15 protein-coding genes and 2 pseudogenes are annotated in these 20,182 nt (G+C 70.9%); 8 read left to right on the top strand and 9 right to left on the bottom strand.

What is annotated here, in order from left to right; all coding sequences use genetic code 11:
* Positions 1 to 28: 28 nt before the first annotated feature.
* Positions 29 to 1,984 carry an SDR family NAD(P)-dependent oxidoreductase gene (locus ACFO0C_RS30250; protein ID WP_378070114.1) on the bottom strand — a complete coding sequence of 652 codons (1,956 nt, stop codon included), beginning with the start codon at positions 1,982 to 1,984 and terminating at the stop codon, positions 29 to 31.
* Positions 1,985 to 2,384: 400 nt separating this feature from the next.
* Between ACFO0C_RS30250 and ACFO0C_RS30245 the strand changes: the two are divergent.
* A pseudogene (locus ACFO0C_RS30245) lies at positions 2,385 to 3,155 on the top strand (glycosyltransferase); the annotation flags it as partial.
* Positions 3,156 to 3,444: 289 nt separating this feature from the next.
* Here the strand turns inward: ACFO0C_RS30245 and ACFO0C_RS30240 are convergent.
* A complete protein-coding gene (locus ACFO0C_RS30240) occupies positions 3,445 to 4,068 on the bottom strand; it encodes a VanZ family protein (RefSeq protein ID WP_378070113.1) in 624 nt (207 codons plus the stop codon).
* Positions 4,069 to 4,099: 31 nt separating this feature from the next.
* Complete coding sequence (locus ACFO0C_RS30235) at positions 4,100 to 4,705, bottom strand: response regulator transcription factor (protein WP_378070112.1); 606 nt, start codon at positions 4,703 to 4,705, stop codon at positions 4,100 to 4,102.
* A 1,712-nt stretch (positions 4,706 to 6,417) separates the two neighbouring features.
* Here ACFO0C_RS30235 and ACFO0C_RS30230 point away from each other — a divergent pair.
* A pseudogene (locus ACFO0C_RS30230) lies at positions 6,418 to 6,951 on the top strand (hypothetical protein); the annotation flags it as partial.
* Positions 6,952 to 7,434: 483 nt separating this feature from the next.
* On the opposite strand, the gene ACFO0C_RS30225 reads toward ACFO0C_RS30230, so the two are convergent.
* Entirely contained in the window at positions 7,435 to 7,917 is a 483-nt protein-coding gene (locus ACFO0C_RS30225; protein WP_378070503.1) for a hypothetical protein, read from the bottom strand.
* 12 nt (positions 7,918 to 7,929) lie between these two features.
* Between ACFO0C_RS30225 and ACFO0C_RS30220 the strand changes: the two genes are divergently transcribed.
* From ACFO0C_RS30220 to ACFO0C_RS30210, 3 genes are all read left to right on the top strand, one after another.
* On the top strand, positions 7,930 to 8,328 hold the full coding sequence (locus ACFO0C_RS30220; RefSeq protein ID WP_378070502.1) for a hypothetical protein: 399 nt from the start codon (positions 7,930 to 7,932) through the stop codon (positions 8,326 to 8,328).
* Between the two features lie 392 nt (positions 8,329 to 8,720).
* On the top strand, positions 8,721 to 9,905 hold the full coding sequence (locus ACFO0C_RS30215) for an AAA family ATPase (RefSeq protein WP_378070111.1): 1,185 nt from the start codon (positions 8,721 to 8,723) through the stop codon (positions 9,903 to 9,905).
* A complete protein-coding gene (locus ACFO0C_RS30210; RefSeq protein ID WP_378070110.1) occupies positions 9,902 to 11,134 on the top strand; it encodes a vWA domain-containing protein in 1,233 nt (410 codons plus the stop codon). The genes ACFO0C_RS30215 and ACFO0C_RS30210 overlap by 4 nt, the downstream gene beginning before the upstream one ends.
* Before the next feature lie 105 nt (positions 11,135 to 11,239).
* Here ACFO0C_RS30210 and ACFO0C_RS30205 read toward each other — a convergent pair whose 3' ends face one another.
* The 3 genes from ACFO0C_RS30205 to ACFO0C_RS30195 all read right to left on the bottom strand — a co-directional run bounded on the left by ACFO0C_RS30205 (position 11,240) and on the right by ACFO0C_RS30195 (position 14,232).
* Entirely contained in the window at positions 11,240 to 11,941 is a 702-nt protein-coding gene (locus ACFO0C_RS30205) for a phosphotransferase (RefSeq protein WP_378070109.1), read from the bottom strand.
* A 70-nt stretch (positions 11,942 to 12,011) separates the two neighbouring features.
* The gene (locus ACFO0C_RS30200; RefSeq protein ID WP_378070108.1) at positions 12,012 to 13,586 is read right to left on the bottom strand and encodes a DHA2 family efflux MFS transporter permease subunit; all 1,575 of its coding nucleotides are present in this window, start codon (positions 13,584 to 13,586) and stop codon (positions 12,012 to 12,014) included.
* Between the two features lie 58 nt (positions 13,587 to 13,644).
* Entirely contained in the window at positions 13,645 to 14,232 is a 588-nt protein-coding gene (locus tag ACFO0C_RS30195) for a CPBP family intramembrane glutamic endopeptidase (protein ID WP_378070107.1), read from the bottom strand.
* A 264-nt stretch (positions 14,233 to 14,496) separates the two neighbouring features.
* Here ACFO0C_RS30195 and ACFO0C_RS30190 point away from each other — a divergent pair, with 264 nt between their 5' ends.
* On the top strand, positions 14,497 to 16,347 hold the full coding sequence (locus tag ACFO0C_RS30190) for an elongation factor G (protein ID WP_378070106.1): 1,851 nt from the start codon (positions 14,497 to 14,499) through the stop codon (positions 16,345 to 16,347).
* 64 nt (positions 16,348 to 16,411) lie between these two features.
* On the opposite strand, the gene ACFO0C_RS30185 is transcribed toward ACFO0C_RS30190, so the two are convergent.
* Complete coding sequence (locus ACFO0C_RS30185; RefSeq protein ID WP_378070105.1) at positions 16,412 to 17,263, bottom strand: GNAT family N-acetyltransferase; 852 nt, start codon at positions 17,261 to 17,263, stop codon at positions 16,412 to 16,414.
* A 72-nt stretch (positions 17,264 to 17,335) separates the two neighbouring features.
* Here ACFO0C_RS30185 and ACFO0C_RS30180 point away from each other — a divergent pair, with 72 nt between their 5' ends.
* Positions 17,336 to 18,916: an MFS transporter gene (locus ACFO0C_RS30180; protein ID WP_378070104.1), complete on the top strand. Its 1,581-nt coding sequence runs from the start codon at positions 17,336 to 17,338 to the stop codon at positions 18,914 to 18,916.
* A 51-nt stretch (positions 18,917 to 18,967) separates the two neighbouring features.
* On the top strand, positions 18,968 to 19,534 hold the full coding sequence (locus tag ACFO0C_RS30175; RefSeq protein WP_378070103.1) for an NUDIX domain-containing protein: 567 nt from the start codon (positions 18,968 to 18,970) through the stop codon (positions 19,532 to 19,534).
* On the opposite strand, the gene ACFO0C_RS30170 is transcribed toward ACFO0C_RS30175, so the two are convergent.
* On the bottom strand, positions 19,512 to 20,099 hold the full coding sequence (locus ACFO0C_RS30170) for a dihydrofolate reductase family protein (protein WP_378070102.1): 588 nt from the start codon (positions 20,097 to 20,099) through the stop codon (positions 19,512 to 19,514). The genes ACFO0C_RS30175 and ACFO0C_RS30170 overlap by 23 nt on opposite strands.
* Positions 20,100 to 20,182: the final 83 nt, after the last annotated feature.

The following is a 20,182-nucleotide window of genomic DNA, read 5'->3' as shown; positions in this document are numbered from 1 at the left end:
CGAGGTTTCCGGGCCTTGCGCCGGCGGTTCATGAACGCAGGCCGGGCGGGACGGCGGCCGACTCGGCACGGCGCTGTTTGCCGGCGAAGACGGGGTGCGGGGATTTGGGGAGGGCGGGGCTCTCCGACAGCCAGTGCAGGACCGCGATCAGGTCCTCCCGCGGCGACGACGGGTCCAGCAGGGAGAGCACCGCCCCGTCCAGCGGCGGCACGGGCGCCTGCGAGATGAGCGGATGGTTGGGCCGGTGGTCGGTCTCGTTCGGCCCGAGCAGGACCTCGGCGAGCTTCTCGGCCGGCCGCAGCCCGGTGTAGACGATCTGGATGTGCTGGTCGGCGGCGTCGGCGATGCGCTTGGCGACGTCGGCGATGCGAACCGGCTCACCCATGTCGAGGACCAGCACCTCACCCTTGCTCTCCAGCGCGCCGGCCTGGATGACCAGCCGCACCGCCTCCTGGACGGTCATGAAGTAGCGGGTCACATCCGGATGGGTGACGGTGATCGGGCCACCCGCCTCGACCTGGGCGGCGAACGCGGTCAGCACCGAGCCGCGGGAGCCGAGCACGTTGCCGAACCGCACACTGCAGTAGGTGCCGGTCGCGGCGGCGTCGGCGGCCGCGGTCAGGCGTTCGGTGATGCGCTTGGAATAGCCGAGGACACTGCACGGATCCGCGGCCTTGTCGGTGGAGATGTTGACGAGGCGGTCCACGTTGTGGCGCATCGCGGTCTGCAGGATCTGGTACGTGCCGATGATGTTCGTCTTGAGCGCCTCGGACGGGTGCATCTCCAGCAGCGGCAGGTGCTTGAGGGCCGCGGCGTGGAAGACGACGTGCGGCTTGTGCTCGGCGAAGACCTCGTCGAGACGCTGCTGGTCACGGATGTCGGCGACGACCAGGTTGCGGTCGTCCAGCTGCCCACGACCATCGATCGAGAGTTGTACGGCGTGCAACCCCGACTCGTCGCGGTCGAGCATGACCAGCCGCGCCGGGTTGAACCGGGCCAGCTGCCGGCACAGCTCGGAGCCGATCGAGCCGCCCGCACCGGTGACCAGCACCCGGCGGCCCTGCAGGTAGCCGGCGACGGCGGCCAGGTCGATACCGACCTCGCGGCGGCCGAGCAGGTCCTCGTGACTGACCGGGCGGATGTCCTCGACCCGGACGGTACGGCCGAACAGCTCCACCACCGGCGGGACAACCTTGAGGTCCACGTTGAGCGGCTGGGCCAGCTCGGTCAGCGACCGGATCAGGTCGGCGCTGGCACTCGGGATCGCGATGACCACGGCGTCGGCCTTGAACCGGCGGACCACGTCGGCCATGTCGTCCCGGGTGCCGCAGACCGGCACGCCCATCACCCGGAAGCTGCGTTTGGCCGGGTCGTCGTCGAGCAGCGCGACCGGGACGTACCGGCTGCGCGGGCTGCGCAGCATCGCCCGGATCACCTGGGTCGCGCCCTCACCGGCGCCCATCACCACGACCCGGCCGCCGTGCTCCGGCGACGGGCGCAGGCGGCTGTCCTGCAGCGAGCGGACCATGTAGCGCACGCCCGCCGTCAGGACCAGCGTGAACAGCCCGGCCGCGATGATCGCCGACCGCGGCACGAGACGGCCGAGGACGGTGTCCAGGACGAAGACCGCCGGTATGGTGACGACGGCGGTCCGCACCAGGGCGGCGATCTCCTCGAAGCAGCCGTACGCCCAGCGCCCGGTGTAGAGGCCGAAGTGGATACCGGCCGCGGTGTGCACGACCGCGGCGACCGCGGCCAGCACCACGAGACCGACGAAGTCGACTTCACCGACGTGGCCGTCGTGGCGCAGCAACGTCGCGATCAGCAGCGCGGCGGCCAGGGCCACCGCGTCGACGGCCGCGCGGGCGGCGCGGCCGGGCAGGGTTCGGCGGTACCACGGAACCGGGTATGGGCCCGGTCCACGCCAGTCGCCGGGAGTCGCGTCGGCGCTCGTGTCGCCGGACGCTCGTCGCCGTACCTGCATGGATTCCCCCTCGTACGATGCCGGCACGGCCGGCCGCGGATCCTTCGTTGCGCGAACTTCGCGCACACAAGGAAAAGCGAGCCGGCACAAATGCATTTCCGGACGTGAAATGCGGCCGCGACTCCCTTTAGCAAAATTAGAGTTGCAGTCAACGGGGGGCGGTTTACAGTAGCAATTGTCATACGCTACGTGAGTAAATCTCACCTTCGTTGATCGGCATTTTTCCGCGATACGTACGGGCAGGCCGGCATGACCATTCGGCGGATGATGTCATATCGACGGTGAATAGCTCTCACCTTAGGCGTGACATCTGCGACTTCCGTTGCGACGCACTTTCCGGCAGCGTCTTCAAGGCGGATGTCGCAAGCGTTCTGTCGAGAATGCGACCGGGGGACAAAGGATGAGGGTGCTGCACGTCATCAGCACGCTGGAACCGGGTGGAGCCGGGAGCCAATTGCGGTTGCTGGTGCGCCGGATGCCGTACGACAGCGAGATCGTCACACTCGGCGCCGCCGATTCTCCCACCGTGCCGGTGCACCGGATACCGAGCGGCCGCGACCACGACCCGACGGCCGTCCGGAGACTGCGGCGGCTCATGCGCGACGGCCGTTACGACCTCGTGCACACCCACATGCACCGGGCCTGCGTACAGGGCCGGATCGCCGCCCGGCTGGCCGGTGTGCCGCACGTGGTGGCCACCGCGCACCACCTGGACGATCCGTCCTCCGCCCTCTACCGGGTGAGCGAGCGCCTCGGCCAGGTCACCATCGCCCCGTCCCCGGCGATCGCCGGACGGCTGCGCGACCGGGGCGTCCCGGAGAGCCGGATCGCCGCGATCCCGGCGGCCATCGACCCGGCCGAGTTCCGCTTCGACCCGATCCTGCGGGCCGCCTCCCGCGCCCGGCTCGGCATCGCCCCGGACCGGCCGGTCATCGGCAGCGTCGGCCGGCTCGCCCCGGACAAGCGGCTCGACCTGCTGATCAGGGCCGTCGCCGAGGTGCCGGACGCGATGCTGCTGCTGGCCGGCGACGGACCGGCCCGTGCCGACCTGGAACGGCTCGCCGAGATCGAGGGCGTCGCCGGCCGGGTCCGGTTCGCCGGCGCGGTCACCCACCCGCGCGAGACGCTCTGCGCCATCGACGTCTTCGCCTCCCCCGATCAGTCGACGTTCGGCCTGGCCACCCTGGAGGCGGTGGCCGCCGGGCTGCCGGCCGTCTACGGCTCGTGCGTGCCACTGGAGGAGCGGGCCGCCGCCCGGGCCCCGATCCCCGGCACCCACCGGCTCTCCCAGGATCGCGAGTCGCTGCCCCGAGCCCTGCGTGCCGAGGTGCTGTGCCTGGCCGAGCGGCACGGCGCCAGGCTTCCGGCAAGATCGGCGGGGGTACGGTACGAGGCCGGCCACCTGGCGGACGCGGTCGGGGAGCTCTACGAGCAGGTGTCGACGCGCCCGGCCCGGCGGTTCATCGGGTCGCTGCCGGGGTCTCGCGGCCGTCTCGGCCGTTCCGGCCTTCTTGGTCGCTTCGGGCGTTTCGGGCGTTTCGGGCGAAAGCACAGCTTCCCACTGCCCGGCGGAAGTGTTCGAAACGCATGAGCCGGCGGAACGCCAGATAGCCCAGCCAGGTGCCGAGCGTGTTCGACGTCAGGTCGTTCACGTCGGCCCACCGGTTGCCGTCCAGAGTGAAGAGCATCACCAGCTGGGTCGTCTCGATCGCCAGGCTGACCAGGAACCCGATCCGCACCAGCCGGCGCTCCTCGCGGATCCCGAACAGCAGGAACAGCAGACCGGCCAGCGGGAGCGTCATGATCGTGTTGAGCACGAAGTCGAGCGGCCGCATCTCCAGCAGCGGGATGAAGATGAACCGGTACTGGTCGGGGTCGTAGTCGCCGCCCCACGCCAGATGCATCGGCAGCAGCGTGGCACCGAGCACCGCCACCGCATACCACCCGGCGAACCAGCCGAGCGCCACCCGCGCCGGGGTCAGCAGCCCCCGCAGGCGCAGGAACAGCACGACGGCGAGCATCAGGGCGAGACCCAGGGGCAGCAGAACGGGCAGCGCCGGGATGTCGTATTGGTGGGTTGGCATCCGTTCCCACGCTACCTGCGGTACGTGACCGTCAACGGAGCCATCCCTCCTTCCGGGCGATACGGATCGCGTCGAGCCTATTGCGCGCGCCGGTCTTGGAAATGATCGCGGAAAGGTAATTCCGCACCGTTCCGCCGGACAGATAGAGACGACCGGCGATCTCTTTCACCGACTCGCCCTCGGCGGCCAGGCCGAGCACCTCCAGCTCACGCGTGCTCAGGCCCCGGTCGGTGTTGAGCGAGGCGGCCTGCAGCATCGGCGACACCACCCGCTCGCCACGGGCCAGCCGCCGCACGGTGTCCGCCAGCATCGCCGGTGACGTGTCCTTGATCAGGAAGTTCAGCCCGCCGTTCCACCGGCGGGGCGGCAGCATGCCCCGTTTCGACGGATCGCAGAGCAGCAGCATCGAGCACGACGGGATCGCGGTGTGCAGCTGGTCGGCGACCGGCAGGACCTGGCTCACCATGTACTGCGTGTCGATCACGACGACGGCCGGCCACAATTGCGCGGCCCGCTGCGCGAGATCACCACCCAACGGCAGGGTGTCGACGTAATGCATGTCCGGTTCGGTCTCGAGGAACGCTCGCACCGGGACACCGAAATATCCCTCATCTCTCACCACAACGACCCGGATCATCACACCACCCTCGTCGATGGACGCCCGGCGCCGGCCGGTTGTCGACCTGTCAGGAACGCTGGATGCACATACCTTTCTAGCGCCCCGTGTCCATTCAGTGGACCTCGGGTCGACAGATCTTCCATTGATCCGGGAAAACGGTCGTCCTCCCAGTTCACAGGCATTTCGTGCCAATGGAGATCACCACTGGGCACACACTTAACGTAACCGGCCGGAGCACGCTGCGCACCTGCCCATAGCCGATCGAACGATGCAGGTATGCCGGATCAACGAATCAGGGAGACGAAATGACCAGGACATCGATCAGTTACCCGTGGGAAACCCAGGCGATGTCCCACTATTTCTGGACCAAACGTACAGCGTTCTGATCGATTTTCGCCATTCCGATCACCTGAAAGTGATAACGGTTCCCCGTCCGCGGCCGAACCGTTATCCACATCATTCATGATCGCATCCAAAAGCGAGAGAACCTCACTCGACCGAAAAGGACCACCCATTCCCTCCCCCGGGTGACACGCTCACGGTCCACGGCTCCACGGCATTTCGCCCATTTGGTACGCCGCCCGCCGCACCCCAACCACACCACCCCGTCCCGCCCATCCCCACGGCGGGTCCGCCCCTCCCGACCAGGGCGCCGAACACACCCAGCACACCCTCCGGGCGCGAACGCCGCCCACCCCAGAGCAGTAACCGCACCCAACAAACCTCCGGGCACGACCACCGCCCACCCAGGACTGCGAACACACCCAGCACACCCTCCGGGCCCGAACACCGCCCACCCCAGAGCAGTAACCGCACCCAACAAACCTCCGGGCACGACCACCGCCCACCCAGGGCGGCGAACACACCCAGCGAGATGCACAGGCGCGCCCGGCGCCCCGGCCGACACGACAACTCCACCCGGACAGCCCCTGGGCGCGGTCACCGCCCAGCCGGGGGGCGACGATCACACCCAGCGAGGTACACGGGCGCGCCCGGCGCCCCGGCTGGAACAACAACTCCGCCCGGACAGCCTCTGGGTGCGGTCACCGCCCGGTTGGGGGCGGTGACCACACCCGACGGTGCCTCGGGCGCGGCTGCCGCTCACCAGGGCGGTGATCGCACCCGACGGGATCCTGGATACGGCACCCGCCCGCCGGAGGGCGATGATCACACCCAGCGAGGTACACGGGCGCGCCCGGCGCCCCGGCCGGCACGACAACTCCACCCGGACAGCCTCTGGGCGCGGTCACCGCCCGGATGGGGGGCGGCGACCACACCCGACGGTGCCTCGGGCGCGGCTGCCGCTCACCAGGGCGGTGATCACACCCGACGGGATCCTGGATACGGCACCCGCCCACCGGAGGGCGATGATCACACCCAGCAGGTCCACCGGGGCACACGGCGGGCGCGCGGCGGGCGCGCGGCAGCCGAGCGGGCAGGTGAACAGGCAGGTGAACAGGCAGGGTGAGCAGGCGGGTGAGCGACAGGTGGTGGGTGGGTTACGGGTGGTGGTCTGGCGGTGAGGGGCGTATTCGGCCCGGCGGGCGCGGTTCGGTCTTGAGGGGGTGCCCCCGTTGCGGGGGACGGGCGGGACGGTGTGGGTGTGGTTGGGGAGGAGTGGCCGTACCAGAGAAGTCGGGTTGGCGGGGTTGGGTTGAAGATGTAGTCTGCCCGGCAATGAATACCTTCGGTTGTGGAACGGGGGTCTCGTCCGCGCAAGGTGAGTGCTGATGCGCTCCTTGATCGCGGACGGGCGGGCCCGTCTTCTCAGTTGGCGGCGCGTGCGGGAGTTCGCCGTGCCGGCCTCGATGATCGTTGTCGCCACCGCTCGCCGTGACGTCGGCGACTGGGTCGGAGCATGTGCCGCCGCGCACGTCGATGTGGATCTAGACCTGCGTACTGTGACGTCCCGATACGGTCGGGAGTTCACCGCGCGGGTTCGGTCCGACCTGCGGCGTCTCGCCCCTGACCTGCTGCGATGGCACCTACCGCGAACCGTCTCGGACGGACTGTTGCGGCCCGGGCTGACCATGTCACTGGTCCGGTATCCCGGGCCGGTCCATCTCGTCGCACGGACCGCGCCGAGCTGGGCGGACGCCGGGCAGCGGATCAGCCTGGCGCTGTGGGATCCGGACGTGCCGGACACCGGGCCGCATCCCCGGCCACGGCCGGACCGGCGGTTCCGGCTCGACCTCCATCCACATTTGTGGGCCGCCGATCGAGCCCATGAACTGCGAGAACGCTGCGGCGACCCATCCCTCGCCGATCCCGCCCCCGAGCCGGGACTTGCTCGCGGCCGGCAACCCGCCGCCGGGCCCTCCCCCGAGCCGGGCCTTCATCGCGGCCGGCGACCCCTCGCCGAACCCTCCACCGAGCCAGGACTTGCTCGCGACCGGCAACCCGCCGCCGAACCCTCCACCGAGCCCGGACTTCATCGCGGCCGGCGACCCCTCGCCCGTCCATCCTGGATGGGTGATGTGCCGGCGGGATGCGGGTATGCCGTGCACCGGTGGGAGGCGGAGGCGGAGATCCTGCGGCTGGCGGATGGCTACGACGGGGCGGTCGCGGTGCGGCTCGGGAACGGGCGGCGGCTGCTCCTGTCCGGGGATCACGGCGCCGGCATGCGGGGCGGGGGTGCGGTTCTTCCCTTCGCGGCCACGTGGATCCTGCCCGACCTGGAGCTCCTGCACGCCGGGATGATCACCGGATCGCTGCTGCATCCGCTGGTCGCGGAAGCCCTGACGCCGTCACCGGCCGCCGGCCTCGCCGGTTCCCGGGTACCCGCCGGCTCCATCGTGGCCGGCGCCGTCACACCCGCACCGGACCTGAGGGCCGCCGCCACACGAGACCGCGTTGGCGGGCTCACGCCCCAGGAAGACCGGGAAGGAAAGTTCACACCCCAGGAAGACCGCGAAGGCGGGTTCACGGCGCGGGGAGACCACGAAGGCGGGTTCACGCCCCAGGAAGACCACGAAGGCGAGCTCACGCCCCAGGAAGAACACGAAGGCGAGCTCACGCCCCAGGGAGACTGCGAAGGCGAGCTCGGGGACGCGGGAGACCGCGAGGTCGGGCCGGACCGCCGCGAGGTCGGGCCGGACCGCGCTGGTGGGGGCGGGCAGGACCGCGCTGGTGGGGGCGGGCAGGACCGCGCTGGTGGGGGCGGGCCGGACCGCGCTGGTGGGGGCGGGCAGGACGAGGTTCGGACGGTCGCGTGCTGCGGGGAGATCCATCGGCTGGCACTGGTGGACGGTCGGCTCACGCCGCTCGACCACGACGACGCCGAGCTGCGCCGGGAGGAGATGCTCGCGGTCCTCGGTGGGCCGCCGCTCCCCTGCCTGCGGGCGATCGACGCCGCCACCCGGCATCCGGACTGTCTGGACGAGGTGCGCACCCGCCTGGACCACGGCGATCTGGCGGGTGCGACCGCGCTGGTCACCGACCTCCTCGGCCCGGACATCGAGCCGGAGGGCGAACTACGCGACGCCTTCGCGGACGCCCAGGAGGGCCGGGTCGGTCACGGTCTCTACCGGGCCGGGCTGGCCCTGGGCGGCACGACCACCCCGATCCTGCCCCGCAAGGAGCGCGCCGGCCGGCGCGGCCGCCATCACCGGCTCCCGAAGAGGGCAGCCGTCATCCACTGACCCGCCGATGCGGCGAGCAGATGAAGCCGGACCGCCGATGCGGCGAGCAGATGAAGCCGGCCCGCCGACGCGGCGAGCACACGAAGCCGGACCGCCCACACGGCGAACACATGAAGCCGACCCGCCGACGCGGCCGGCAACCGACCCCGACCCACCGACACAGCCGGTCCCGGACCGACCCACCGACACAGCCGGTCCCGGACCGACCCACCGACACAGCCGGTCCCGGACCGACCCACCGACACAGCCGGTCCCGGACCGACCCACCGACGCGGTTGGTGCCGGGCCGACCCGTCGGGCGTTCCCGCGCCGAGCGGGACGACACCGAAAACGCGCCGCTGCCCGAGCGCGCGTCCGCCCGTACCCCCGAATCTTTGAAGGTGGTTGATGTGATGCTCTCCGACCGGAATCTTCCCGTCGCCGACGACCTGATCGCCCTGCTCACCGCGACCGGCACCGAGTCGCGGCCGGACAACCAGCTGGAAGCCCTCACTCTCGCCGTCGCCGCGGACCTGCCGGTGCTGCTCTGGGGTGAGCCCGGCATCGGCAAGACCGCCACCCTCAACCAGCTCGCCGACGGTCTGGGACTGCCGCTGACCACGGTGATCGCGAGCGTTCACGAGCCGTCGGACTTCGCCGGGCTGCCGGTCGTCGGCGACGATCCGGCGACGCAGGGGGTGCCGATGGCGCCGCCGGACTGGGCGGTTCAGCTGGTTCGTGCCGGTGAGGGCCTGCTGTTCCTGGACGAACTGTCGACGGCCCCGCCCGCGGTGCAGGCCGCCCTGCTGCGGGTGGTGCTGGAACGCCGGGTCGGTGCGCTGCGCCTGCCGCCGGGGGTGCGGATCGTGGCTGCCGCGAACCCGCGTTCGTCGGCCGCCGACGGATGGGAGCTGAGCCCGCCTCTGGCCAACCGGTTCGTGCACCTGCAATGGACGTACGAGCACGACGTCGTCGTCCGTGGCCTGGGTGGGACGTGGCCGCGGGCGGTACTGCCCCGGCTGGACCCGGATCTGCTGGTGTCGGCGGTGGCCCGGGCCCGGCGGGCGGTGTGCGGGTTCCTGGAGGCGCGGCCCACCCTGGTGCACCGTCTGCCGGACAGTGAGGCCCGCCGCGGTGGGCCGTGGCCGTCGCCGCGCAGCTGGGACATGGCGTTGCGGCTGGTCGCGTTCGCCACGGCGGCCGGTGTGTCCCGGGAGGTGCTGTCGATGCTGGTCCGCGGGACGGTCGGCGACGGCCCGGGGCTGGAGTTGCTGGCGTTCGTCGACCGGCTCGACCTGCCCGACCCGGAGACGCTGCTCGCCGATCCGGCCGCCGCCGACCTGCCGGACCGCGGCGACCTGCGGCAGGCGACCCTCGACGGCGTGGTCGAGGCGGTCCGCAAACGGCCGGAACGGTCCCGCTGGGACGCCGCCTGGGCGGTCCTGGTGCGGGCGCTGGAGACCGGCGCGCCGGACCTGGTGGTGGTACCGGCGTCGACACTGGCCTCGCTGCGGCGCGACGCCTGGCCGGTCCCGGCCGAGATGGAACGCCTGGCCCCGGTGATGACGCTGCGCAAACGCGTCGCGGCGGCCCGATGACGACGCGGACGGTCTTCACCCGGGAGGAGACGGAGAGGTTGTACGCCGCCCGGCTGTTCGCCGCAGAGGCACGACCGTACCTGGCCACGGCGTTGTACGCGCTGAAACCGGTCCTGTCGTGGACGGTCCCGACGATGGCTGTCGACCGGTACTGGCGCTGCTACGTCTCTCCCGCTTTCGTGGCCGCCACCCCGGTCGACGAACTCGCCGGGGTCTGGGTGCACGAGGTGTCCCACCTGCTGCGCGACCACCACGGCCGGGGTGAGCGCCTGGCCGCCGACAAGGATCTGACCGGCCCCGGCGACCGGCTGCGGATGAACATCGCCGCCGACTTCGAGATCAACGACGACGTGTACGGGGACGGCCTCCCCCGCCCCGCCGATGCGATCGGCCCCGAGCTGCTGGAACTGGAACCCGGCAAGCTCATGGAGGAGTACCTGCCGATGATCGCGATCGGCCCGTACTTCCGGCAGCTGGCGTGGCTGGACTGCGGCGGCGGCGCCGACGGGTCGGACCGGCGGTGGGAGCTGGGCCCGGACGGCGCGCACGGCCTGGACGCGCAGGAACGGGCGCTGGTCCGCTACCGGGTGGCGCAGGGTCTGATCGGCCGTGGTGACGCCCCGGGTGGGTGGCAGCGCTGGGCGGAGAAGGTGATGCACCCGCCGCAGCCGTGGCGGCGGTTGCTCGGCAACGCGGTCCGGTCGGCGGTGTCCGCGCCGGGGGTCGGTGAGGACTACGTCCACCACCGCCCGTCCCGCCGGTCGTCGAGCCTGCCCGGGGTGATCCTGCCGAGTCTGCGCCGCCGTCCGCCCCAGGTCAGCGTCGTGATCGACACGTCCGGTTCGGTCAGTGACACCGAACTCGGCACCGCGCTGCTCGAGGTCGCCGGGATCACCCGGGCCGTCGGTGGCCGTCGTGACCTGGTGCGGGTCGTCTCCTGTGACGCGGCCGCGCACGTGACCGCGGGGATCTGCGAGTCCGAGGGGATTCCGCTGCTCGGTGGCGGCGGCACCGACATGCGCGAGGGTTTCGTGAAGGCGCTGTCCGCCCGGCCGGCCCCGGACGTGATCGTGGTCCTGACCGATGGGCAGACCCCGTGGCCGCGGCGCAGCCCGCCGTGCCGCACCGTGATCGGCCTGTTCCCCCGGCCGCGGGACGTCGACGAGAACGATCCGGACTACGAGCTCGACCTGCCGCCCGCCTGGGCGCGGGTGGTGACGCTCGGCTGACCCGCCGTCAGGGCCGCTCAAACGGGGGGCGGTCCTGACGGTGCAGGACCGTGAGCCGTCGCTCACGCTGCTCGTCCGCCTGCCGGACGGTGGCTGAGCGACGGCTCACGAACGCAGCGCGCCGTAGATCAGCGGGGTGACGGTGGCGGCGAGGCCGGCGGCTTCGGCGGCGGTGAGCGCCGGATCGGCCCGCCGGATGTCCAGCGCCTCGTCGAGGCCGGCGAGCGGTCGACCGCCGGCCTTGCTCAGAGGGCCGCCGGCCCTGCTCAGCGAGTCGCCGGCCCCGCTCAGGAAGGCGCCGAGGAACGCGCCGAGGAACGCGCCGGCCGCCGCCGCGTGCGGGTGACCGGGCTCAGCCGCGACCTGGGCCATGATGATCGCGGTGAGACACACGTCGACCTCGGGCCGGCCCTCGGCCGCGTTGTGCCAGTCGATCACGACAGGCCCGCCGTCGGTCAGCATGACGTTCTCCGGGTGCAGGTCGCGGTGCAGGATCCGGTCCCGGCCGGAGCGGGACGGCAGCCGGTGCAGGTGTTCGTGGAGGTCGACCAGGATCGCGGCGCCGGTGTCGACGTCGAGCTCCCCGGCGGCGAACGCCTCGGTCATGGTGCGCCCGTCGATCCGGTCGAGGATCATGTCCGCACCGTCCGCCGAGTGGACCCGCGGCACCGGATAGCCGTGCCCGGCCAGGTAGGCCATCAGCTCGGCCTCCCCGGTGGCGTCGTCGCCGCGCCGATAGCGCCGCAGCACCCGGTCCGCGTCGATCGCATAGACGTCCGCCTCACGCCCGGAACCGAGAAGATCCATGCCCGTCACCGTACCGATACGGCACGAGGCCGCCCGGTGGACGACCGGACGGCCTCGTGGATGACACCGATCAGTGCAGGATGACCGGGGTGGCGCCCTTCTCCTCGTCGAGCAGGTGCGACTCCTCGCGCTTGCGCGGCAGGAACAGCGCCGGGATCAGGGTCAGCAGCGTCAGGACGAAGGCGACGGTGAACGTCGTCGCGAACGAGTCGGCCGCGAACTCCAGACCCCGCTCCAGCAGGCTCTTGTCGGGGAAGGCGGCCGCCATCTCCGGGTTCATCTGGGCGCCGATGGCCAGCTGCGCCTCGGTGGTGGCGACCGGCTGACCGGTCGCCGGGTCGGGGAAGGTGACCGGGGTCGAGTCGTTCAGCTCCGAGGTCAGGATCACCGACATGACCGCGCCACCGACCGAACCGGCGATCTGCTGCAGGATGTTGAGCAGCGTCGACCCGCGGGCCACCTCGTGGTTGGTCAGCGTGCGCAGCGCCGACGTCATGATCGGCATCATCGTGCCGCCCATGCCGAGACCCATCACGAACAGCGAGCCGCACAGCAGTACATACGACGTGTCGGTCCCGACCTGGGTGAACGCGAAGAAGCCGGCCGCGATCAGGAGCAGCGCGAACGGGACGGTCCGGCCGACCGGGATCTTGTCGGCGAGCATGCCGGCGATCGGCATGGTGACCATGGCGCCGATGCCCTGCGGGGCCATCAGCAGGCCGGCGTGCAGCGTCGACTCGCCGTGGATCTGCAGGAAGTAGCTCGGGAAGAGCAGACCGGCACCCATGAACGCGACGGTGAACACCGCGAGGGTGATCGACGCGACGGTCAGGTTGCGGTTGCGCAGCAGCCGCAGGTCGAGCAGCGGGTGCTTCGGCTTGAACGAGTAGAAGATGAACCCGATCACCAGCAGGGCGCCGGCGAGCATCGGCACCCACACCTTGGTGGCGGAGATGGTCTGCTCCTCGGGCAGCGTGGAGACGCCGTAGAGGAAGAGGGCGAGACCGGGCGACAGCATCAGCATGCCGATGAAGTCGAACGACTCGGACGGCTCGGGGGTGTCCTTCGGCAGGACGATCTGGGCGTAGATCAGCGCGCCGACACCGATCGGCAGGTTGATCAGGAAGATCCAGTGCCAGCTGTACGAGTCGATGAGCCAGCCACCGAGGATGGGGCCGCTGATCGGGCCGAGCAGCATCGGGATGCCGAGGACCGCCATGAGCCGGCCGATGCGCTCAGGGCCGGCCGCCTTCGTCATGATCGTCATGCCGAGCGGCATCAGCATGCCACCGCCGAGGCCCTGCAGGACCCGGTAGGCGACGAGCTGCCCGATGTTGTCGGCGGTGGCGCAGAGCACCGAGCCGAGGGTGAACAGCAGCAGCGCGGTCATGTAGAGCCGCTTGGTGCCGAATCGGTCGGCGGCCCAGCCGGTCAGCGGGATGACCGTGGCGAGGGCGAGGGTGTAACCGGTCATGGTCCAGGCGACATCCGCATACGTCGCGTCGAACTCTTCCATGAAGGTCGGCAGCGCGACGCTGACCACGGTGACGTCGAGGATCGACATGATGGCGCCGAGGACCACAACCCCGGCGACCTTGAGAACGGCGCCGTCCAGTTTCGCCGGCGCCGAGGTCTGACTGCTCACAACATCTCCACAGGTAGGACGGCATTCCGGAGCTTAGTGACGGGGTACGACACGGTTCTCAGGATTTATCGGGGTCGCCGGATTCTTCCGGAGCCGATCTACGCACCCATGCCGAGGCGAGTATTCCCAGGCCATTGGCGGTCCAGTGGAGGACGAACGGCGCCAGGACACCACCCGAGGCGGCCCGGAGAAAGCTGAGAAGAACCCCCGCCAGGGTGGTGAACGCCACTTCTCCTCTGTCCGGAAGATGCCAGAGCCCGAAGAGCACAGCGGTGATCACGGTCGCCCAGCCCACCCCGTGCTCGTCGGCGATCAGTCCCCACAGCACCCCGCGGAAGGCCACCTCCTCGAAGATCACCGTCGAGAGGGGCACCCCGATCAGGGCCCGGCGAACCGGGTGATCGTAGGAACGGGCCGCCAGGGCCTCGCGCCCGGCCGGGATGAGCAGCAGGATCCCGTAGACCGCGGCCATCGCGAGTGCGGCGGCCACCGCGTACTCCCAGCCGCACCAGGAGAGGGTGACCCCGGAGACCACGACCAGCAGGATCGCCGCGAGCGGCCCGGCGAACGGCTGGGAGCGGGACGGCCCGTGGTGGTTCCAGACGCGGACCGCCGCCATGATCAGCAGGACGACGGCGACGGTCACCGGCCGCGGAGATCGATGTCGATCGGCATGACCGTCACATTAATCGGTCGACGCCCCTGCCGGTCTCTCGTACCGTTGCGCCATCACCGCGACCGGAGAGGAGACACGGCCATGCGCTACCGCACCGCCGTCGTCATCCCCGTGTCGCGTTTCGAGCTGATCCTCGTGTCTGGTGTGGCCGGCTCCGGCTGCGCCACCGGGGCTGGTCTCTGCCTGTAAAGGGCGCGGTCCGCCTTCCGATCAGACTCGAGAGAACCCACGATCATGCATGTCCGAAACATCGGCATCCTCGCGCACGTCGACGCCGGCAAGACCACCCTCACCGAACGGATCCTCTTCGCCACCGGTATGACCCACCGGACCGGCCGGGTCGACGACGGCAACACCGTCACCGACTTCGACCCGCAGGAACGCGACCGTGGCATCACCATCTTCGCCGCGGCCGTGACCTGTGACTGGGCCGGCACGAGGATCAACCTGATCGACACACCGGGCCACGTCGACTTCTCCGACGAGGTGGAGCGGTCGCTGCGCGTCCTGGACGGGGCGGTCGCCGTCTTCGACGGTGTCGCCGGTGTCGAGCCGCAGTCCGAGACGGTGTGGCGGACCGCCGACCGGTACGGCGTGCCCCGCATCGCGTTCGTGAACAAGCTCGACCGGGCCGGGGCGGACCTGGACGCCGCGGTCGCCTCGATCCGGGACCGGCTCGAGGTGGTTCCGCTGGTGGTGCAGGTCCCGATCGGCCGGGAGGGCGACCTCACCGGCGTGATCGACCTGGTCGACCAGCCGCCGCCGTCCGTCGCCGAGGCCCGGAGGGCGCTGGAGGAGGCCGTCGCCGAGTTGCACCCCGGTGCGCTGGAGGAGCTGGGCGACATGTCCGACTCGACACTCCGGAAAGCGATAACCGACCTGGTCGGAAACGGACAGGCAGTCGCCGTGCTGTGTGGCTCCGCGCACCGGAGCATCGGTGTCGAACAGTTGCTCGACGCCATCGTCGACTACCTGCCCGCACCCTCCGGCGACGAGATGAAGGACCCGGTCGCGCTCGTGTTCAAGAAACGCGACCGGCTCTCCTACCTGCGCGTCTACGACGGCACGATCACGAAGGGGGATGTCCTGTGGGACGCGCGCGACGGCCGTACCGAAAGGATCTCCCGCATCCTCCGGGTCCAGGCCGACCGGCACACCGACATCGACCGAGCGGTCGCCGGCGACATCGTCGCCGTCACCGGGTTGAAGGCCGCCCGCACCGGCGCCACCCTCTCCACCAGGGCGAACCCGGTGGTGCTGGAGGCGCCGCGGGTGACCGAGCCGCTGGTCTCGGTCGCAGTGGAGGCACGCACGCGATCCGAGGCGCAACGTCTGCCGGGCGCTCTCGCGGCGCTGGCCGCGGAGGACCCTTCCCTGACGGTACGCACGGACGCCGAAACCGGTCAGACCCTGCTGTCCGGCCTGGGTGAACTGCATCTGGAGGTGGCCGTGGAGAAACTGCGGCAGGCGACCGGCCTGACGCTGACCACCGGCCGTCCGCAGGTCGCCTACCGGCAGGCGGTGACCGGCGGTGTCACCGGCGTGGTCTACCGGCACGTCAAGCAGGACGGCGGCGCGGGCCAGTTCGCGCACGTCGTCCTGGACGTCACACCGGCCGACGGCACCGGCTTCACGTTCACCTCGACGGTGACCGGTGGCCGGGTGCCGGCCGAGTTCGCCCGCGCGGTCGAGGCCGGCTGCCGGGAAGCCCTCGGCGACGGTGAACATCCGGTGGTGGGGCTGCGGGTGACGCTGACCGACGGGCAGACACACGTGAAGGACTCGTCGGAGACGGCGTTCCGGGCGGCGGGCCGGTTCGGGCTGCGCCAGGCGCTCCAGGCCTGCACGCTCACGCTGCTCGAACCGGTGGCCGAGGTGACGGTCAGCGCGCCGGCCGAGACGATCGGCGCGGTGCTCGGTGACCTGGCCGCACGCCGTGCCCAGGTGACCGACTCGTCGGTGCGCACGGTGACCGCCACGGTGCCGCTGGCCGAGCTGTTCGGCTACGCGACCCGGTTGCGCAGCCGCACGCACGGCCGGGGCACGTTCACCAGCCGGCCGGCCGGTTACCGCCCGGCGGCGTGAGTGACGGGGTGGGCCCGGGGTCGATCCCGGGCCCGCCCCGGTGGCCGTCGGCGCTGTCGCACCGTCACTCCTTGATGTCGACCTGGTAGAGCAGGCTGCGGTGGGTGGGGAGGTAGCCGAGCGAGTCGTTGACCCGCCGCATCGCGGTGTTGCTGTCGGCGGTGTCGGCGAGCAGCCCGTCCAGCTCGGGGAACCGGGAGCGCACCTCGTCGATCTGCGCCGCCTTGAGCCACCGGGCCAGCCCGTGGCCCCGGTGTTCCGGCAGGACCCCGGTCCCGTAGTGCTGGCCGTCCCCGGTCCCGTCACCGGCCACGACGACCTCGGTGAACCCGGCGATCTCGCCGTCCGAACCGATCGCCGCCGTGGTCAGCAGGGTCTCGCCGCGGTTGGCCACGACGTCGGCGACCCGGTGCAGCCGCTCCACGTCCCACTCGTCGGGGGTCCAGGCGGCGTCGTCCATCGGCATGTCGTCCATCGCCTTGCGGGACCGCGCGAACGTCTCGGCCAGTTCGCCGGAGACCCGGCCCGTCCAGTGGACGATCCGATAGCCCTCCGGCGCCGGCACCTCGCGGCCGTCCCAGTCGGCGAGGGCCAGGCGGGTGTACGTCAGTGCCAGCACCCGCCGCAGCCCCGCCGCCGCGCAGAACGCCTCCCCTTCGGAGCCCTCCCGGACCGGCTGCCCGAGCAGGGCGGTCAGCCCGCGCTCGGTGGCGGACCCGACGGCCTCGCGCAGCAGGCGGGCGCCGACACCGCTGCGGCGTTCGGCCGGGTGCACGGTGATCCGCAGTTCGCCGGCACCGCCGCCGGCGAGGGCGTAGACGTACGCGGTCCCCAGTGGCCGCCCGTCGTCGCCCTCGGCGATCCAGACAGGGTTGCCGGTGGACGGGTCGGTGAGCGCGATGACGCGTGAAATCATGCGAGGCATTGTTCTCCATCTCATCCGTGCCGGGGGATGTCCCCACCCGGTGCGGTCGACACGCTGCTTCCCATGGCTCAGGACGCGAAACCGACGGGGAACCGGACGAGGCTGGCAGTCCTGCTGTCGATGGCCATGTTCGTGCTGGTCGTCGACACCTCCCTGATGAACGTGTCGATCTCGGCGGTGGTCCGTGATCTGAACACCACGGCCAGCGGGGTTCAGTCGGCGATCGCTCTGGAGGCGCTGGTCTCGGCCGCGTTCATCCTGATCGGTGGCAAGGTCGGCGATCTCATCGGGCGCAAGCGGGCGTACGTGCTGGGCCTGCTCGGCTACGCGGTCGGCGCCCTGGCCATGACGGTGGCCGACACCCTGCTGCCGATCGTGATCTGCTGGGCGCTGATCGGCGGCATCGGCGCGTCCCTGCTGCTGCCGTCGATGCAGTCGCTGATCCACGGCAACTTCGAGGGCGCCGAGCAGCGCCGTGTCTACGCCATGGTCGGTGCCGCGGCCGCGATCGCCGCCGCGGTGGGCCCGCTGCTCGGCGGTTTCATCACCACGTTCCTGTCGTGGCGGGTCGGGTTCGCGCTGGAGGTCGTGATCATCGCCGGGGTGCTGTCCGGCATCGGCCTGGTCCGCAACGTCGAATACACCGGCCCACGGCACATCGACGTGGTCGGCGCGATCCTGTCGGTCGCCGGCATGGGCGGCATCGTTCTCGGCATCCTGGTCTGGGAGGAGGGCGGCGGCGCGGTCGCCGCGCTGCTGCTGCTCGGTGTCGCCGGTCTGGCCGGGCTCGCCTGGTGGCTGCGCCGCCGCAAGAGGACCGGGCGTCCGGCGCTGCTCGATCCCGGCATCTTCCGGTCGGGCCTGTTCCGGGCCGGCATCTCCGGGCAGATGCTCCAGCAGACCGCGCTGGGTGGCCTGATGATCGCCCTGCCGATCTACCTCCAGATGGTGCTCGGCTACAACGCGCTGGAGGCGGGGCTGTCGCTGGCCCCGCTGTCGCTGAGCATGTTCGCGGTGGCCCTGCTGGCCGGCCGCACCGCCGGACGGTGGCGCCCGGCGAACATCATCCGCACCGGCTTCGCCCTGCTGACCGCCGGCACGCTGGCGCTCGTACCGCTGGTGCCGCAGTCCGGTTTCGGCTGGCAGCTGGTGCTCCCGCTGGCCGTCGCCGGGTCCGGGCTCGGCATGCTGGTGTCCCAGCTGAACAACTACACGCTCTCGCCGATCGAGGAGGAGCGGGTCAGTGAGGCGGCCGCGGTCAACTCGGCCGGCGGCTCGTTCGGCCTGTCGTTCGGTCTCGCCGCGGCCGGGGCGATCATGCTGGCCACCCTGGCGGTGTCGTTCACCGATCGGGCCGAGCAGAGCACCGTCCTCGACCCGGGCCAGCAGCAGCAGGTCGCGGCCGCTCTGGAGCGGGACGCCGAGGTGATGTCCGACGAGCACCTGACGGCGCTCCTGGCGGGCCAGCCCACCGAGGTACGCGACGAGATGCTCCGCATCAACACGGAGGCCCGCCCGATCGCCCTCCAGGCGGCGCTGCTCCTGCCGCTGCTCGCCGGGCTGCTCGGGCTGCTCAACGCGTTCCGGATGGCCCGGCTGCCGGATCCGCGGCCGTCCGAGGGCGGCGACAATCTGCTCGGCTGATCCGGCACGGATCGTCACGTCGCTGGCACATACGGATGACATCATTCCGGCATGCGTTCAACGGTGGCGGCAGTGCACGACGTGGTGACCAGGCTGGAACCGGTCGACAATCTCGAAGGCGAACACCGCGGTCACGCCCTCGGCTGGCTGCGGAGCACCGACGACGTGTTCCGCCGGGTCAAGCCGGCCGAGCCGTCGCGGCACCTGGTGTCGTACGTGGTGCCGGTGGACCCGGCCGACGGCAGTCTGCTGCTCGTCGAGCACGTCAACGCCGGCCTGTGGCTACCGCCGGGCGGGCACGTCGAGGTCGACGAGGACCCGTTCGTGACGGCGACCCGCGAGATCGAGGAGGAGCTCGGTGTCACCGGCCCGATCTCGGCGACGCCGCTGTTCCTGACGGTGACCGAGACCGTGGGCATGGACTCCGGCCACATCGACGTGAGTCTCTGGTACACCGTCGAGATCCCCCGCGACCAGCGGCTCCAGCCGGACACCGGCGAGTTCCACAGCGTCCGCTGGTGGAGCCGCGACGAGATCCTCAAGGCCGACCCGGCCCTGTTCGACCCGCACCTGCTCCGTTTCCTGAAGAAACTGCCTAACGCAGAACGCGATAGGTGAGATGGGTGACGCCCCGTCCCTCGATCACCCGCGGATCGCTGAGCCGGATCGGCGCCACCACCTGATCGCCGAAGAAACTGGTGCCGGTGCCGAGCAGCACCGGCACCAGCGAAACGGTGATCTCGTCGAGCAGTCCGGCGTCCAGGTACTGCTGGGTCAGGGTGGGCGTGGAAACCGACACCACCCGCTCCCCCGCCGTTTTCTGCGCGGCCTCCAGTGCCGCGATCGGATCGGTGTAGAACGACGTCTCGGAATCCTCCCGCGGCCAGCCGCCGGGCACCGAATGACTCACCACGAATACCGGGCAGCCGGCCGGATGCCGCCCGCCCCACCCGTCGGTGTTCTCGAAGAGCCGCCGCCCGCAGATCAGCGCGCCGGCACTCGTCAGGGCCGGCCGCAGATATCCCTCGCTCGCCGGCGTGACATGGAAGACCCAGCGCGGATCGGCGCCCGGAACCTCGACCTCGCCGTTCTGATACCACCCGAAAAGCTCGGCGACACCGTCGTACTCATCCGCGACGAACCCGTCCAGCGACATGGACATAGCAGCGACGACTCTGCCCATGGCAGGCCTCCTCACGCGCATCCCTACCCCGCAGGTTTCTCCTCCGAAGCGGTTCACGCAAGCCATTCATCTGCGCATTCGCC

Origin of the sequence: Actinoplanes subglobosus (genome assembly GCF_042650585.1) — a bacterium.
Taxonomy (GTDB): Bacteria; Actinomycetota; Actinomycetes; order Mycobacteriales; family Micromonosporaceae; genus Actinoplanes; species Actinoplanes subglobosus.
Note: the sequence above shows the minus strand (reverse complement) of the source record. Positions and strands in the feature narration are given on the sequence as shown.